14 protein-coding genes are annotated in these 15,893 nt (G+C 72.2%); 9 read left to right on the forward strand and 5 right to left on the reverse strand.

Features of this window, described 5'->3' with window-relative positions:
* Positions 1 to 108: 108 nt before the first annotated feature.
* The 4 genes from ACTEI_RS08795 to ACTEI_RS08810 all read left to right on the forward strand — a co-directional run bounded on the left by ACTEI_RS08795 (position 109) and on the right by ACTEI_RS08810 (position 3,431).
* Positions 109 to 336 (forward strand): helix-turn-helix domain-containing protein, encoded by a 228-nt coding sequence (locus ACTEI_RS08795; protein WP_014441759.1) that lies wholly within the window; start codon positions 109 to 111, stop codon positions 334 to 336.
* Between the two features lie 29 nt (positions 337 to 365).
* Complete coding sequence (locus ACTEI_RS08800; protein ID WP_122982005.1) at positions 366 to 1,133, forward strand: enoyl-CoA hydratase/isomerase family protein; 768 nt, start codon at positions 366 to 368, stop codon at positions 1,131 to 1,133.
* A gap of 157 nt (positions 1,134 to 1,290) precedes the next feature.
* Complete coding sequence (locus tag ACTEI_RS08805; RefSeq protein ID WP_122977197.1) at positions 1,291 to 3,222, forward strand: ABC transporter ATP-binding protein; 1,932 nt, start codon at positions 1,291 to 1,293, stop codon at positions 3,220 to 3,222.
* Positions 3,219 to 3,431 carry a hypothetical protein gene (locus tag ACTEI_RS08810; RefSeq protein WP_122977198.1) on the forward strand — a complete coding sequence of 71 codons (213 nt, stop codon included), beginning with the start codon at positions 3,219 to 3,221 and terminating at the stop codon, positions 3,429 to 3,431. The genes ACTEI_RS08805 and ACTEI_RS08810 overlap by 4 nt, the downstream gene beginning before the upstream one ends.
* Before the next feature lie 289 nt (positions 3,432 to 3,720).
* Here ACTEI_RS08810 and mug read toward each other — a convergent pair whose 3' ends face one another.
* The 3 genes from mug to ACTEI_RS08825 form a co-directional block, all read right to left on the reverse strand.
* Positions 3,721 to 4,275: a G/U mismatch-specific DNA glycosylase gene (mug, locus tag ACTEI_RS08815; protein WP_239082250.1), complete on the reverse strand. Its 555-nt coding sequence runs from the start codon at positions 4,273 to 4,275 to the stop codon at positions 3,721 to 3,723.
* Between the two features lie 62 nt (positions 4,276 to 4,337).
* On the reverse strand, positions 4,338 to 5,099 hold the full coding sequence (locus ACTEI_RS08820) for an SDR family oxidoreductase (RefSeq protein ID WP_122982006.1): 762 nt from the start codon (positions 5,097 to 5,099) through the stop codon (positions 4,338 to 4,340).
* Positions 5,100 to 5,500: 401 nt separating this feature from the next.
* Positions 5,501 to 6,079, reverse strand: a complete 579-nt coding sequence (locus ACTEI_RS08825) for a TetR/AcrR family transcriptional regulator (protein ID WP_122977200.1) — start codon at positions 6,077 to 6,079, stop codon at positions 5,501 to 5,503.
* Between the two features lie 164 nt (positions 6,080 to 6,243).
* On the opposite strand from ACTEI_RS08825, the gene ACTEI_RS08830 reads away from it, so the two are divergent.
* Both ACTEI_RS08830 and ACTEI_RS08835 read left to right on the forward strand, forming a co-directional pair.
* Positions 6,244 to 6,891 (forward strand): HAD family hydrolase, encoded by a 648-nt coding sequence (locus tag ACTEI_RS08830; RefSeq protein ID WP_122977201.1) that lies wholly within the window; start codon positions 6,244 to 6,246, stop codon positions 6,889 to 6,891.
* Positions 6,892 to 7,070: 179 nt separating this feature from the next.
* Positions 7,071 to 7,988, forward strand: a complete 918-nt coding sequence (locus ACTEI_RS08835; protein ID WP_372443230.1) for a serine protein kinase RIO — start codon at positions 7,071 to 7,073, stop codon at positions 7,986 to 7,988.
* A gap of 204 nt (positions 7,989 to 8,192) precedes the next feature.
* Here the strand turns inward: ACTEI_RS08835 and ACTEI_RS08840 are convergent, their stop codons facing one another.
* Positions 8,193 to 8,438, reverse strand: a complete 246-nt coding sequence (locus ACTEI_RS08840) for a DUF2630 family protein (protein WP_122977203.1) — start codon at positions 8,436 to 8,438, stop codon at positions 8,193 to 8,195.
* Between the two features lie 86 nt (positions 8,439 to 8,524).
* Between ACTEI_RS08840 and ACTEI_RS08845 the strand changes: the two genes are divergently transcribed.
* Positions 8,525 to 8,932, forward strand: coding sequence for a hypothetical protein (locus ACTEI_RS08845; protein ID WP_122977204.1), 408 nt, complete (start codon positions 8,525 to 8,527; stop codon positions 8,930 to 8,932).
* A 241-nt stretch (positions 8,933 to 9,173) separates the two neighbouring features.
* Here the strand turns inward: ACTEI_RS08845 and acnA are convergent, their stop codons facing one another.
* Positions 9,174 to 11,960 carry an aconitate hydratase AcnA gene (gene acnA / locus ACTEI_RS08850; RefSeq protein WP_122977205.1) on the reverse strand — a complete coding sequence of 929 codons (2,787 nt, stop codon included), beginning with the start codon at positions 11,958 to 11,960 and terminating at the stop codon, positions 9,174 to 9,176.
* A gap of 206 nt (positions 11,961 to 12,166) precedes the next feature.
* On the opposite strand from acnA, the gene ACTEI_RS08855 reads away from it, so the two are divergent.
* Entirely contained in the window at positions 12,167 to 12,556 is a 390-nt protein-coding gene (locus ACTEI_RS08855; RefSeq protein ID WP_122982007.1) for a hypothetical protein, read from the forward strand.
* A gap of 32 nt (positions 12,557 to 12,588) precedes the next feature.
* The gene (gene pulA, locus ACTEI_RS08860; protein WP_239082253.1) at positions 12,589 to 15,780 is read left to right on the forward strand and encodes a pullulanase-type alpha-1,6-glucosidase; all 3,192 of its coding nucleotides are present in this window, start codon (positions 12,589 to 12,591) and stop codon (positions 15,778 to 15,780) included.
* The last annotated feature ends 113 nt before the right edge of the window (positions 15,781 to 15,893 follow it).

The raw sequence follows: 15,893 nt of genomic DNA on the forward strand, positions 1-15,893 counted from the left end.
ATAAATGGGCACGTTCCTCGACGCCAGATGCCTAGCGCATGATCGTTGGAGGCGGTGTAATAGGTGGGACCGTATCTGACCGCACTGTCTGCGACGTGAGGATTCAAGATGGCAGCCACTGGCACAGCTACCAGTACTGAGAAGGGTCGTCGAATCGTCGGTAGCGAGCGGCAGTCGCTCGCCAAGGACCTGGTGAAGCGTTACACCTCCGGCGAGAGCATCCGGGCGCTTGCCGCTTCCACCGGCCGTTCCTATGGATTCGTACACCGCGTGCTCACCGAGTCCGGTGTGCAGTTGCGCCAGCGTGGCGGCGCGCGCCGCCGCAAGAAGGCGTGACCGCCGACGACGCCGAGGCGGCTACCACGGTGACCGCCGACGAGGTAGGCGTTCGCTACGAACAGGCCGGGCCGGTCGCGACGGTCACGTTGTGCCGGCCCGACGTTCTCAATGCACAGACTCCGGCCATGTGGGCGGAGCTCGGCAACATTTCCCGAAAATTGACCGGCGACGTACGCGTCGTCATTGTGCGCGCCGAAGGTCGTGCGTTTTCCGCTGGCCTGGATCTGTCGGTCGCCCGCGGGGAGGGCGATTCTTCACTGGCCCGCCTGGCGCAGTTGTCGGCCTCCGAGTGCGCCGATCGGATTGCCGTCTTCCAGACCGCGTTCACCTGGCTGCGGAGTCCGTCCATCGTGTCCATCGCGGCGGTGCAGGGCCACGCCATCGGCGCCGGCTTCCAGCTCGCGCTGAACTGTGACATGCGGGTGCTCGCCGACGACGCGCGGTTCTCCATGGCCGAGGTCACCCTCGGCCTGGTGCCCGATCTGGGCGGGACGAAGCGGCTCACCGAGCTGGTCGGACCGTCCCGGGCACTGGAGATCTGCGTGACCGGGCGGCGGATCGCGGCCGACGAGGCGGACCGGATCGGCCTGGCCACCGCCGTCGTGCCGCGGGCTGATCTGGATGCGGCGGTCGCCGACCTGACCGCCGCCGTCCTGGCCGGGGACGCGGGGGCGGTCGCCGAGATCAAGGCTCTGCTGGCCGGCGCGCCCGGCCGGTCGTACGCGGAGCAGGACCGCGCCGAGCGGGAGGCACAGACCCGCCGGCTCGCGGACCTGCTCGGAGCCGGGGAGTAGCACGCCGGAGCCGGCCGGCTCCCGTACGGGGGAGCGGGGCTGATCGGCTCCGGGCGGTAAGGACCGTCCGCGGAATAGCGGCCTCACCTCCCGGGTTGTCGTACCCACGCGGCAGACTGTGTGCCGCGGCGTCGAACGGCACCCGGGAGGTGGCGGAATGAGCATGCCGAGCTGGAGCATGCTGCGCTCGATCCAGAATTCCGACCGGGTCGCGGCGCACCAGGTCAAGCCCGGCACGACCCGGCGGATCCTGCGGTTCGCCCGGCCCTACCGGCGGGACATCACGATCTTCGTGATCACCGTGGTGGTCGCCGCCGGCATCGGCGTGGCCACCCCGCTGCTGGCCGGCGAGGTGATCAACACGATCACCCGGGGCGGCCCCGGCGCGGCCCCGGCCGTCGTGCGGATCGCCCTGCTGATCGCCGGCCTGGCCGTCGCCGACGCGCTGCTCTCGCTCGCTCAGCGGTGGTATTCGGCGCGCATCGGCGAGGGCATCATCCTGAGCCTGCGCACCCGCGTCTACGACCACGTCCAGCGGATGCCGCTGCAGTTCTTCACCCGCACCCAGACCGGCGCCCTGGTCAGCCGGCTCAACAACGACGTGGTCGGCGCGCAGCGGGCGTTCACCTCGACCCTGTCCGGCGTGCTCAGCAACGTGATCCAGCTGGTGCTCACCGCGGTGGTGATGTTCAGCCTGTCCTGGCCGATCACCGCGCTGTCGCTGCTGCTGCTGCCGGTCTTCATCATCCCGGCGCGCCGGGTCGGCAAGCGGCTCGCCGAGATCACGCGGGAGTCGTACAACCTGGACGCCAAGATGAACGCGACGATGACCGAGCGGTTCAACGTCTCCGGCGCACTGCTGGTCAAGCTGTTCGGCCGGCCGGACACCGAGGCCGCCAAGTTCGGCGAGCGCGCCGAGCGGGTCCGCGACATCGGGGTGCAGCAGGCGATGTTCTCCCGCACCTTCTTCGTCGCGATGCTGCTGGTCGCCTCGCTGGCGCAGGCCCTGACGTACGGCCTGGGCGGCTGGCTGGCCGTCCGCGGCGACGTCTCGGCCGGCACCGTCGTCACCCTGGCCCTGCTGCTCACCCGGCTGTACGGCCCGCTCACCGCGCTCAGCAACGTCCGGGTCGACGTGATGAGCGCGCTGGTCTCGTTCGACCGGGTCTTCGAGGTGCTCGACCTGCAACCCGGCATCGCGGAGAAACCCGACGCGGTCGCGATCCCGGCCGGCGCGGGCCGCATCGAGTTCCGTGACGTGCGGTTCCGCTATCCCAGCGCCGCCGAGGTCTCCCTGGCGACGCTGGAGGACGTGGCGACCCTGGACCGCTCGGAGAACACGCCGGTCCTGCACGGCGTCGACTTCACCGTCGAGCCGGGGCAGCTGGTCGCGCTGGTCGGCCCGTCCGGCGCCGGCAAATCGACGACCTCGATGCTGGTGTCCCGGGTCTACGACGTGACCGGCGGCGCGGTTCTGATCGGCGGCGTCGACGTGCGGGACGCGACGCTGGACTCGCTGCGGGACACGGTCGGCGTGGTCACCCAGGACTCGCACCTGTTCCACGAGACGATCGCGGAAAATCTGCGGTACGCCCGGCCCGACGCGACCGAGGAGCAGATGTGGGCCGCGCTGGACGGCGCGCAGGTCGGCGACCTGGTCCGGGCGCTGCCGGACGGCCTGGACACCGTGGTCGGTGAGCGCGGGTACCGCTTCTCCGGCGGCGAGAAGCAGCGCATCGCGATCGCCCGGCTGCTGCTCAAGCAACCGTCCATCGTGATCCTCGACGAGGCCACCGCGCACCTGGACAGCGAGTCCGAGGCGGCCGTGCAGCGAGCGCTGGCGACGGCGTTGCGGGGGCGGACCGCGCTGGTCATCGCGCACCGGCTGTCCACCATCCGGGAGGCCGACCAGATCGTGGTGCTCGACCACGGGCGGGTCGTCGAGCGCGGCACGCACGAGACGCTGGTCGCGGCCGGTGGGCTGTACGCCGACCTCTACCGCACCCAGTTCGCGCAGGCGTCGCCGGCCGGGCCGCTCACCGAGGACGTCGAGATCATGACGGTACCGATGGGCACGGTCGAGCCGTGACCGGCCTCCTGATCTTCGCGGTGCTGTTCACGGCGATGCTGTACGCGTTCGTGCGGTTCGCCGGGTGGGTCCGGCGCAAGGGGGTCGGCGGCGGGCTCGTGGGGCCGATCGACGAGGCCTGGCACCCGTCCGCCGACCGGTTCCGGCGCGAGACGGCGGTCCACGAGCAGCGGGTCATGCCGCCCCGGCCCGGTGACGAGCGGTCCTGAACGGCGGTCCATCGTGGCCGGTCCGGTGTTCGCGCGGTCCAGCGATTCGCGTCCGGGTCGGTTCGCACATCGAGCGGTTCGGTGCGCAGGGTCGAGTGGTCCGGGTCGGTTTGCCGGGTCGAGCGGTTCGGGTCCGGGTTCGGTTCGCCGGGTCGAGTGGTCTCGGTTCGCTTCGCCGGGTCGAGCGGTTCGCGTCCCGGGTGCGTTCGCGCATCGAGCGGTTCGGTGCGGCGGGAACCGTGGTGTGCGCGGTTCGGGGTGGGCGGGGCCGGGGGCCGGTGTCGCGGATTCAGTGCCGGGGCGGCCGGGCGGCGGCCTCGCGCAGGGCACGGAACTCGCGGATCAGGTCGGGTAGCTGGAAGTGGGCGTTCAGTCCGCTGGGGTTGGGCAGCACCCAGACCGGGACACCGCCGACGGTGTCCGGCTGCCGGCCGATCCGGGCCTTCGGCCGCCCGAACGCGGTGCGATAGGCGGTCACCCCGAGCACGGCCAGGAACCGGGGCCGGTGATGGCGTACCAACTCGGCCAGGATCGCGCCGCCGGCGACCAGCTCGTCCGGGCTGAGCTCGTCGGCGCGGGCCGTGGCCCGCGCGACGACGTTGGTGATGCCCAGACCGAGAGCGGGCAGCAGCTGCTGCTCGGAAGGGTGCAGCAGGCGGTCGGTGAAGGCCGCGCCGTGCAGGGTGGGCCAGAACCGGTTGCCGGGACGGGCGAAGTGGTGGCCGGTCGCGGCCGAGTACAGGCTCGGGTTGATCCCGGAGAAGAGCACCCGCAGGCCCGGGCCGACCAGGTCGGGGATGGTGCGCCCGGCGGCGGCAGCGACCTGGTCGGCGGACGGCCGCACGAACCCCGGGGCTGCCGCCGCGGATCCCGGTCCGCCGGTGGGCGCTGCCTTCCGGCGCGGCGTCACAGGCTGCGCAGGGCGCCACCGTCGACCGGGACGGCCAACCCGGTGAGGTAGCTCGCCGCGGGGGACAGCAGGAACGCCGCCACCCGGCCGAACTCGGCGGGCTCGCCGAGCCGCCCCATCGGGACCGAGGCGGCCGCCTCCGCCGCCGCGGTCGCCGCATCGCCGCTGGCCTGGAACAGCTCCCGGTTGCGGTCCGTCATGATCCGGCCGGGCAGCAGGCTGAGCACCCGCACGCCGCGGGGGGCGTACTCGTCGGCCATGTCCTTGGCGACCATCGCCAGGCCCGGCCGCAGCCCGTTGGACAGGCCCAGCCCGGCGAGCGGCGACTTGGCCGAGGTGGACAGCACCAGCGCGATCGCCCCGCCCTCGGGCAGCGCGGACGCGAACGTGCGGGCCGCGCGCACCGAGCCGAGGAAGACCGTCTCGAACGCGTCCCGCCACTGCTCGTCGCTCAGGCCGGCCGAGGTGCCGCGGGGCGGGCCGCCGACCGAGACCAGCGCGCCGTCCAGCCGGCCGAAGCGCTCCGTCGCGGTGTCCACCAGCTCGCGCGGCGTGCCCGGGTCGGCCAGGTCGGCGGTCACCCCGGCGGCGTGTTCCGGGCCGCCCAGCTCGGCGACCGCATCGGCCACATTGCGCTCGTCCCGCGAGGAGATCACCACCCGGGCGCCGTCGGCGACGAGCGCCTGCGCGGTGGCGAAGCCCAGCCCGCGCGAGGCGCCGGTGAGGATGAAGACGCGATCAGCCAGCCCCAGATCCATGCGCACCATCTTGGCAGAGGATCGGCGGGGTGCGCGCCGGCGGGCGGGACGCCTCAAGCGCCGGGATGCCTCGTGCGCCAGGATGCCCCGTGCACCGGGATGCCTCGTGCGCCGGATGCTTCATGCACCGGGATGCCCCGTGCACCGGGATGCTTCGTGCGCCGGATGCCTCGTGCGCCGGGATGCTTCGTGCGCCGGATGCCTCGTGCGCCGGGATGCTTCGTGCGCCGGATGCCTCGTGCGCCGGGATGCTTCGTGCGCCGGGTGCCTCGTGCGCCGGGATGCCCGGCCCGGGTGGCGGCCGATCATCCACATCGGGCAGGAGCTGCCGGGGCGTACTCGGGCGGGGAGGTCGGCCGGGCAGGGAGGCCGGACGAGCGGCGCGGCGGGTACGGCGAGGGTCAGTGGCGGCGGACCGCGTCCTCCACCAGGTCCAGGACGTGGGCGAGGTCACCGGGCGGGCGGCCGGTGGCCAGGTGCAGGACCAGACCGTCGTACGCCAGCTCGAGGAACTGGGTCAGCACGTCGACCGGCACGTCCGGGCGCAGCACGCCGGCGTCGCGCTGCCGCTGGAGGCGTTCCCGGGTGGCGTCGGCGATGGCGGCCGACCGTTGCGCCCAGCGCTTGGCGAACGCCGGGTCGGTGCGCAGCCGGTGGGAGACCTCCAGCTGGGTGCCGAGCCAGCCGGCGGTGTCGCCGTCACTGGTGCCGGCCCGCTCCAGCAGGTCGCGCATCACCTGCACCAGGCCGTTGCGGGCGACCGTCTCCACCATGGTGGCGGCGTCGTCCTCGGCGACCGCGAGGAACAGTGATTCCTTGTCGCGATAATGGTGGAAAATCGCGCCGCGGGACATGCCGGTGGCCTCTTCGAGACGCCGGACCGTGGCGCCCTCGTAGCCGAACCGTGCGAAACAGCCGCGGGCCGCCGTGAGGATCTCGTGGCGGCGGGCTTCGAGCTGGTCCTGGCTTACCCTGGGCACGCCGCTGATCGTGTCACGTGCCCCCGCAGTCTTGCAATCCGTACGTACGGCTTCCTAAGCTGCCGGGTCGCTCGAACGGATGATGCGAATTTCGTCAAGGGTTCTGCGCATTGTTAACAGTCCTGGACTGTTCGCTCCGGCCGCCGCTCACGTAAAGTGCCCGGGTGCCTCTAGTCTTCCTCGCTCTGGACGACACCCTGCTCGACCGCAGCGGCGCCTTCCGGCTGTGGGCTAAAGGTTTCCTCGACGAGATCGGCGCGCCCCAGGACGATCTCGACTGGCTGGTCGCGGTGGACGCCGACGGCCTGACCTCCCGGTGGGACCTCGCCGACCTGATCCGTGACCGCTACCGGCTACGAGTGCCGTCCATCGATCTGGTCGACGAGCTCTACGAGGGGCCCCTCGCCCACGAGCGGCTCGACCCGCTGGTGGGGTGCGCGCTGGAGATCGCGGCCGACGCGGGACTGGTTCCGGTGGTGGTCACCAACGGGGCGGCGGAGCAGTGCGAGGGCCGGATCCGGCGTACCGGGCTGGATCGTCATGTCGCCGACTGGGTGATCTCCGAGCAGGCCGGGGTGAGCAAGCCGAACCCGCGGATCTTCGCGCTGGCCGCCCAGCGGGTCCGGATGCGGCTGGCCGGCGCCTGGGTGGTCGGCGACAGCCCGGAGGCGGACATCGGTGGCGCGGCCGCGCTCGGTCTGCCCAGCGTGTGGCTGCACCGCGGGCGGGAGTGGATGGACACCCGGTTCGCCCCGACCAGGGTGGTCGGCAACGTGATCCAGGGGCTCTCCGCGATCATGGCGGCCCGCTGACGGCGTACCCGATAAATCGGTTGCGTGGCGGGCGGGGGTGCGAAAGAGTCGTCGCGCAACGCGCTGTCCGGCCCGTGCGGGCCGGTGCGAGAGAGAAGGGGGTGGCCCGAAATGGCTGTCTTTGTGATGCCTGCTGTCTCGGCTTCCCCGCAAAATTCTTTCTCCGAGGAGACCCTCCAGTGCGAGAGCACGACTCCTTCGGCCCGGCGACCATGCGCCGTGGCCGACGCAAGTTCGACGACGACGAGCCCGATTTCCTGAAGCGCGGCCGGCCCGAGCCGGCCCTCCAGGAGGATCCGGACCTGCCCGAGGCCGGTGACCGGTGGTCCAGCTGGGACGGCGCGCTGCACGGTCCGCAGCCGCGCCCGGAGTGGGTGCGCACCGAGTACGGCGCCGTGGACACCGAACTGGGTGTCCTGAAAACCGGCAAGGAGGCGGACGTCTTCCTGGTCCGCCGCTGGCTCCCGGCCACCGGGCAGGTCAGCATGCTCGCCGCGAAACGGTATCGCGACGGCGAGCACCGGTTGTTCCACCGCGACGCCGGCTATCTGGAGGGACGGCGGGTGCGCCGGTCCCGGGAGATGCGGGCGATGACCAACCGGACCGCGTTCGGCAAGCAGATGATCGCCGGTCAGTGGGCGGCGGCGGAGTTCGACGCGCTCGGCCGGCTCTGGCAGATCGGGCAGGAGAGCGGGCTGGTCCGCGTGCCGTACCCGGTGCAGCTGGTCGGCACCGAGGTGATGCTGGAGTTCATCGGCGACTGGGAGACCGGTGAGGCCGCGCCCCGGCTGGCGCAGGTGCGCTCCGGCGCCGACGAGCTCGAGCAGCTGTGGCGGCAGATGACCGACGCGCTGTCGGTGCTGGCCCGTTCGCAGGTGGCGCACGGGGACCTGTCGCCGTACAACATGCTGGTGCACGACGGCCGCCTGGTCCTGATCGACCTGCCGCAGATCGTGGACGTGGTGGCGAACCCGCGCGGTGCCGAGTTCATCGCCCGGGACGTGCAGAACGTGGCGAGCTGGTTCCGTGCCCGTGGGCTGCCGATCGACGCCGCGGAGCTGACCGACCGGCTGCTGTTCGAGGCCGGCCTGCGCTGATCCGGTCCCGCGCCTGCCGGCCGGCGGCGGCCGTTCCTCCCGGAGCGCCCCCGCCGGCCGGTGGGTCGTGTCCGGGTCGGCGGTGGCGGCGGGCGGGTGGCTCGTGTCCGCGCCCGGCGGTGGCGGCGGGGCGGGTGGGCCGTGTCCGGGCCGGCAGCCGTGGCCCGGCCCGCGGCCGCCGCGCGGACGGCGGCCGCGCCCGGGTCACTGCAGGTAGTTCTCCACCTCGCTGACGCTGTGGGCCTGCTCGGTGTCCGGGTCGTGCCCGGCGTCACGCGCCGCCCGGCGCCGGCGCAGCAGGTCCCAGCACTGGTCCAGGGACTCCTCGAGATCCTTGAGGCGGGCATGCTCCTCGGTGGAGGAGATCTCGCCCCGGCCCAGCTGCTGGCGCAGCCGGTGCTCCTCCTCGACCAAGCCGCTGATCCGGCTCAGCACACTGTTGTCATCCATCCCCGAAGCTTATTCACCACGGGGACGTGGGCAGGGCATCCCCGGACGTGTCCGATGTCGCGCCGGTCACGCTCTACGGTGAACGTATGCCCGAGACGCCCGAGGAACTGCGCCCGGTCCTGCGCGACGTGCACGCCGCGTCCCCGGTGCGGGTGGTGGTGCGCGAACCGTCGGGCGACCATCCGTACGACGCCGGGACGGTGTGGCTGCACGTCGCCGGCACACTCGGCAGCATCGGATTCCGGCCGGCGCCCGGCACCGCCCTGCCGGACCGGGTGTGCGCGGCCGCCGACCAGCTGCACGACTGGATCCTGGAGTGCCTGCCGGAGCTCGGCTTCCCGGCGGTGTGGCCGGAGTGCCCCGAGCACCCGGCCACGCATCCGTTGCGGGTCGGCATGACCGGCGACGGGCCGGTGTGGCGGTGCCCGCGCTCGGCGGCCGTCCACGCCCGGGTCGGCGAGCTGGGTCGCGTGCCGTTCCGGGAGGCCGGGTAGTCGGGCCTGCGGGCCGTGGGCGGTGGCGGGAGGCCGGGTAGTCGGGCCTGCGGGTCGCGGTGGGAGGCCGGGTGGTAGGGCTGTGGTTCGCGGCGGGAGGCCGGGTAGGACCCGTGGGCCCGGGCCGTTGCGGGCCGGGGCGTGGGAGATCGGCGGGCGGCGCGGTCACCGGCCGTGCCGCCGAAGCGGAAGGCCCCGCCCCCGGCTGAGCGGGGGCGGGGCCTTCCGGTGTGGCGGCGCGTCAGCCGCGGAGCATCTTGCGCAGGACGTACTGCAGGATGCCGCCGTTGCGGTAGTAGTCCGCCTCGCCGGGGGTGTCGATGCGCACGACGGCGTCGAACTCGATGCCGGTGTCCGTGGTCACCTTCACGGTACGCGGAGTGGTGCCCTCGTTGAGCTCGGTGACCCCGGAGATCGAGAACGTCTCGGTGCCGGTGAGGCCCAGCGACTCGGCGTTCTGGCCCTGCGGGAACTGCAGCGGCAGCACGCCCATGCCGATCAGGTTGGAGCGGTGGATGCGCTCGTAGCTCTCGGCGATGACCGCCCGGACACCCAGCAGCATGGTGCCCTTGGCGGCCCAGTCACGCGACGAGCCGGAGCCGTACTCCTTGCCGGCCAGGATGACCAGCGGGATGCCGGCGGCCTGGTAGGCGACCGAGGCGTCGTAGATGGTGGTCTGCTCGCCGGTCAGGTGGTTGACCGTGAAGCCGCCCTCGACGCCCGGCACCAGCTGGTTGCGCAGCCGGATGTTGGCGAAGGTGCCCCGGATCATGACCTCGTGGTTGCCGCGGCGCGAGCCGTAGCTGTTGAACTCGGCGCGCGGGACGCCGTGCTCGGCGAGGTACTTGCCGGCGGGCGAGTCCGGCTTGATCGAGCTGGCCGGGGAGATGTGGTCGGTGGTGACCGAGTCGCCCAGCTTGGCCAGGACGCGGGCGCCGGTGATGTCGTTCACCGGGGCCGGCTCGGCGGCCATGCCCTCGAAGTACGGGGGCTTGCGCACGTAGGTGGAGTCCGCGGACCAGGCGAAGGTGTCACCGGTCGGGGTGGGCAGCGACCGCCACTGCTCGTCGCCGGCGAAGACGTCGGAGTACGCGGTGCTGAAGCCCTCGGCCCCGATCGCCGACGCGATGACGTCGTCGATCTCCTTGGCCGACGGCCAGATCTCGTTCAGGTAGACCGGCTTGCCGTCCGAGCCGATGCCCAGCGGCTCGGTGGTGATGTCGATGTCCATCGAGCCGGCCAGCGCGTACGCCACGACCAGCGGCGGGGACGCCAGGTAGTTCATCTTGACGTCCGGGTTGATCCGGCCCTCGAAGTTCCGGTTGCCGGAGAGGACGCTCACCGCGGTCAGGTCGGCCTCGTTGATCGCCGCCGAGATCTCCTCGGGCAGCGGGCCGGAGTTGCCGATGCAGGTGGTGCAGCCGTAGCCGACCAGGTTGAAGCCGATCTTGTCCAGGTACGGCGTGAGACCGGCCCGGTCGTAGTAGTCGGAGACGACCTTGGAGCCCGGGGCGAGGGTGGTCTTGACCCACGGCTTGCGGGTCAGGCCACGCTCGACGGCCTTCTTGGCCAGCAGCGCCGCACCGATCATGACCTGCGGGTTCGAGGTGTTGGTGCAGGAGGTGATGGCGGCGATGACGACCGCGCCGTGGTCCAGTTCGTACTCGACGCCGTCCTCGCCGCGGACCCGGGTCGGCTTGGAGGGCCGGCCGCCGGCGTTCTGCGCGGCGCTGAACGTGTGCGGCTTGTCGGCCGCCGAGTCCTCGTGGTTGGCGGGCGGGTCGCTGGCCGGGAAGGACTCCTGGCTGGCCTCGTCCGCCGGGCCCTCGGCCTGCACGTAGTTCTTCAGCGCGTCGCGGAACATCGGCTTGGCGGTGTGCAGCGGGACGCGGTCCTGCGGGCGCTTCGGGCCGGCCAGCGACGGCACGATCGTCGACAGGTCCAGCTCGAGCTTCTCGGAGTAGTCCGGCTCGGCGTCCGGGTCGAGCCACAGGCCCTGCCGCTTCGCGTACGCCTCGACCAGCGCCACCTGCTGCTCGGTGCGGCCGGTGAGCTTGAGGTACTCGATGGTCTGCTCGTCGATCGGGAAGATCGCGACGGTGGAGCCGTACTCCGGCGACATGTTGCCGATGGTGGCCCGGTTGGCCAGCGGCACGGCGCTCACGCCGGGGCCGTAGAACTCGACGAACTTGCTGACCACGCCGTGCTTGCGCAGCATCTCGGTGATGGTCAGGACCAGGTCGGTGGCGGTGGTGCCGGCCGGCGCCTCGCCGAACAGCTTGAAGCCGACGACCCGCGGGATCAGCATGCTGACCGGCTGGCCGAGCATCGCCGCCTCGGCCTCGATGCCGCCGACGCCCCAGCCCAGCACGCCCAGGCCGTTGACCATGGTGGTGTGCGAGTCGGTGCCGACCACGGTGTCCGGGTACGCCTGGCCGTTGCGCTCCATGATCGTCCGGGCCAGGTACTCGATGTTGACCTGGTGCACGATGCCGGTGCCCGGCGGGACGACCTTGAACTCGTTGAACGCGGTCTGGCCCCAGCGCAGGAACTGGTAGCGCTCGCGGTTGCGCTGGTACTCCAGCTCGACGTTGCGCTGGAAGGCGTCCTCGCGGCCGAACAGGTCGGCGATCACCGAGTGGTCGATGACCAGCTCGGCCGGGGCCAGCGGGTTGACCTTGGTGGCGTCGCCGCCCAGTTCCTTGACGGCCTCCCGCATGGTGGCCAGGTCGACCACGCAGGGGACGCCGGTGAAGTCCTGCATCAGCACCCGGGCCGGGGTGAACTGGATCTCCACGCTGGGGTCCGCGTTCTGGTCCCAGTTGCCGAGCGCGCGGATGTGGTCGGCGGTGATGTTCGCGCCGTCCTCCGTGCGCAGCAGGTTCTCCAGGAGGATCTTCAAGGAGTAGGGCAGCCGGTCGTGGCCCTCCACCTTGTCGATCGTGAAAATCTCGTAGCTCGCGTCTCCGACGCGCAGCTCGCTCTTCGCACCAAAGGTGTCGAGGCTGGCCACCGTCATCTCCTTCACACCCAGCGACTGGAAGTCAAGTCTTTCGCACCGAAAGGGCGACCTGCGGGTTAGGCATGCCTAACTCTCGGTTGTGCGTTGCCGCTAAACCGTACGTCCGTCTTGCTATGCCTCGCAAGGCGGGGTCCACCTGCCGATCCTCCCAGTCCGGCGCGGGCCGGCGGGCTCGGGTTTGCCGTCGTCGATCGCCGGGCATACCGCGGCTCATGGCAGCCCAGGCGGAACTGGACCAGCTCAGCGAGTTCTTCGGCCGCTACGGCGCGGCGCTCACCACCGGCGACGTCAGCGTCGTCGCGCGCTGCCACGCCCTGCCCGGGATGGTGGTGGCCGACTCCTACAGCTTCACCTTCAGCACCCCGGCGGCGGTCGCGCTGTCCTTCCTGGGCGCCGCTCCCACGTACCGGGATCAGCAGATCGTCGCGGCGCACGCGCAGCTGCTGGACGTGCACCGGATCTCGGCGGTGCTGTCGCTGGTCGAGGTGGAGTGGGAATACCTGGACAGCATGGGTGGGGCGGTCCCCGGGGAGCGGTACCGCTACCTGATCCGGACCGGCGCGGACGGCCCGCTGATCACCACAGTGATCGCTTCCCGCTGAAAATCGTCGTACCCCGGTGCGACGATGTTGCGGTGACGACCCGGCCGCCGCACTGGCTCATCGTGCATTACCACCGCCCCGACGGCGACTACTCCGGCTGGTCGCTGCACGTCTGGGGGGACGTCGCCGCCGGGCAGGAGACCGCCTTCCCGGGCGGGCAGCCCTTCGCCGGTGAGTACGAGCACGGCCGCTTCGCGTGGGTGCGCCTCGCCGAGGGCGCCGCCGAGGTCGGCTTCGTGGTCGCGCACGCCTCCGGCGCCAAGGACGTCGACGCCGACCGGGTGGTCGATGTCCGGGAGACGGCGTCGATCTGGTTGCACTCCGGCGACCCCGCGGTGCACACGTCGCCGCCCGGCCCGCCGGCCGACCCGGAACACGGCTACGCCGTGATCCATTACCGCCGCCCGGACGGTGACTACTCCGGGTGGGGCCTGCACGTCTGGGAAGGCGTCGAGACCAGGGACAAGACCGCCTGGGGTACGCCCCTGATGCCGACCGCCTTCGACGCGTACGGCGCGGTGTTCCGGGTCCCGTTGAGACCGGACGCCGTGGGCCTGCGCTACGTCGTGCACCGCGCCGAGCACAAGGACCTGCCCGACGACCAGCGCCTCGACCTGACCGTCACGCGGGAGATCTGGCTGCTCGCCGGCACCGTCGAGCCGGTCCAGCCGGACCTGGGCACGCTCGGCCCGGAGCTGGATCCGGCCCGTTCACTGGCCGTCTTCGTCGACCGGACCACGGTCGCCCTGCCCGAGTGGTTCGCCGCCCGGGCCGCCACCTTCCGGCTGCTCGGCACGGACACCACCCTCGCGCTGACCCCGCGGCCGGGTGGGCTCTTCCAGGCACAGAGCCGCCGGTTCCCGCACCTGCGGGCGTACAAGGCCTTCGCCGTCCCGGAGCTGACCGACGCCGCCCTCGGTGAGCTGCTGCGCGGCCGGCTGCTGGTGGTCGGGCAGGACACCACCGGGGAGGTGACCGCCCGGACCGCGGTGCAGATCGCCGGCGTGCTCGACGACCTGTACGCCGAGGCGGCCGACGCCGACCTGGGCCTGACCCTGGACGGCGACCGGCCGCAGCTGGCGGTGTGGGCGCCCACCGCGCGCACCGTCGAGCTGGAGCTGTTCCGCGAGCCCGGCGGCGAGCCGCGGGTCCTGCGGATGGACCGCGACCACCTGACCGGCGTCTGGTCGATTCCGGTCAAGCGCAAGTGGCTCGGCCGCTGGTACCGGTACCGCGTCGAGGTCTGGCAGCCGGCCGCCCAGCGGGTCGTCACCACCAGCGTCACCGACCCGTACTCGGTGTCGCTGGCTCCCGACTCCACCCACAGCCAGCTGGTCGACCTGGACTCGCCCGAGCTGATGCCGCCGGGCTGGACGTCGGAGGCCAAACCGCCCGCGGTCCCGCCGGCCCGGATGCAGATCGCCGAGGTCTCGGTCCGCGACTTCTCGATCGCCGACGCCTCGTTGCCGCCCGAGGAGCGCGGCACGTTCCTGGCGTTCACCCGGCCGGGCTCGGACGGGATGCGCCACCTGCGCTCACTCGCCGAGGCCGGGCTCACCCACGTGCACCTGCTGCCGGTCAACGACTTCGCCACCGTGCCGGACCGCCGCGCCGACCAGGCGCAACCCGCCTGCGACCTGACGGCCTTCCCGCCGGATTCACCGGAGCAGCAGCGCGCGGTGATGGCGGTGGCCGACCGGGACGGCTACAACTGGGGTTACGACCCGTGGCACTGGACCACGCCGGAGGGCAGCTACGCCACCGACCCGGCCGGAACCGCACGGATCCGCCAGCTGCGGGCGGCGGTCGCCGCGCTGAACGCGACCGGGCTGCGGGTGGTGCTGGACGTCGTCTACAACCACACGATGGGCGACGGGATGCACCGCTTCAGCGTGCTCGACCGGATCGTCCCGGGCTACTACCACCGGCTGCTCGCCGACGGCAGCACCGCCGAGTCGACCTGCTGCCCGAACACCGCGCCGGAGCACCGGATGATGGGCCGGCTGGTGGTCGACTCGCTGGTCACCTGGGCCCGGGCGTACCGGATCGACGGTTTCCGGTTCGACCTGATGGGCCACCACCCGCGGGCCAACATCCTGGCCGCGCGGGCCGCCCTGGACGAGCGGGTCCCGCACGGCAGGGACATCTGCCTGTACGGCGAGGGCTGGAACTTCGGCGAGGTCGCCTACGACGCCCGGTTCGCCCAGGCCACCCAGGTCAACATGGCCGGCACCGGGATCGGCTCGTTCAACGACCGGCTGCGCGACGCGGCCCGCGGCGGCGGCGCGTTCGGCGACCCCGGGGTGCCCGGCTTCGCCACCGGGCTCGGGGACGACACCCCCGGCTTCGTTCACGACCGGATCAAAGTCGGACTCGCCGGCGGGCTCGCGACGTACCGCTTCGTCAACCACGACGGGGTGGAACGCAGCGGCGCCCAGGTCGACTACAACGGCTCCCCGTGCGGGTACGCCGCCTCGCCCGCGGAGACGGTCAACTACGTCGACGCGCACGACAACGAGATCCTGTACGACGCGATGGCGTACAAACTGCCACGTGGCACGCGCCCGGTGGACCGCGCCCGGATGCAGGTGCTCGCGCTGTCGCTGGTGGTGCTCGGGCAGGGCGCCGGATTCGTGGCGCTGGGCAGCGAGCGGCTGCGCTCGAAGTCCCTCGACCGCAACTCGTTCAACTCCGGCGACTGGTTCAACCAGATCCGCTGGGACCCCGGGCACGGCAACGGGTTCGGGGTCGGGCTGCCGCCGTGGTCGGAGAACGGCGACACGTGGGACCACGCGCGCCCGCTGCTCGCCGACCCGGCGCTGGTGCCGAGCGCCGAGGTGATCAACCTGACCGCCGAGCGGTACCGCGAACTGCTGCGGATCCACCGTTCCTCCCCGGTCTTCTGGCTGCCCAGCGCCGAGGAGGTGGAACGGCGGCTGACGTTCCCGCTCGGCGGGCCCGGCGAGACGCCCGGGGTGATCGTGATGTGCCTGGACGGGACCGGCCTGGACGAGCGGTGGCGGCGCATCGTGGTCGTGTTCAACGCCACCGACGAGCCGACCTGCCAGGTGGTACCGGAGGAGGGCACGCTGCGGCTGCACCCGGAGCTGACCGCGTCCGTCGACCCGGTGCTGCGCGGCGCGTCCGCGGTCACCAAGCTGGACGGTGCGGAACTGAGCGTGCCGGCCCGGCAGGTCGCGGTCTTCGTGTCCGACCTCTCGTGATCGCGGCCCGGCGCACACCCTCGCCGGGCCATCCGGGTCGGCGCGGATCCCGGCAGCCGCACGGGGTGCGCGGCTGCGCTAGATTGCGCCGCGTGGCCCGCCGGAGGTCGGCG

Origin of the sequence: Actinoplanes teichomyceticus ATCC 31121 (assembly GCF_003711105.1) — a bacterium.
Classification (GTDB): Bacteria; Actinomycetota; Actinomycetes; order Mycobacteriales; family Micromonosporaceae; genus Actinoplanes; species Actinoplanes teichomyceticus.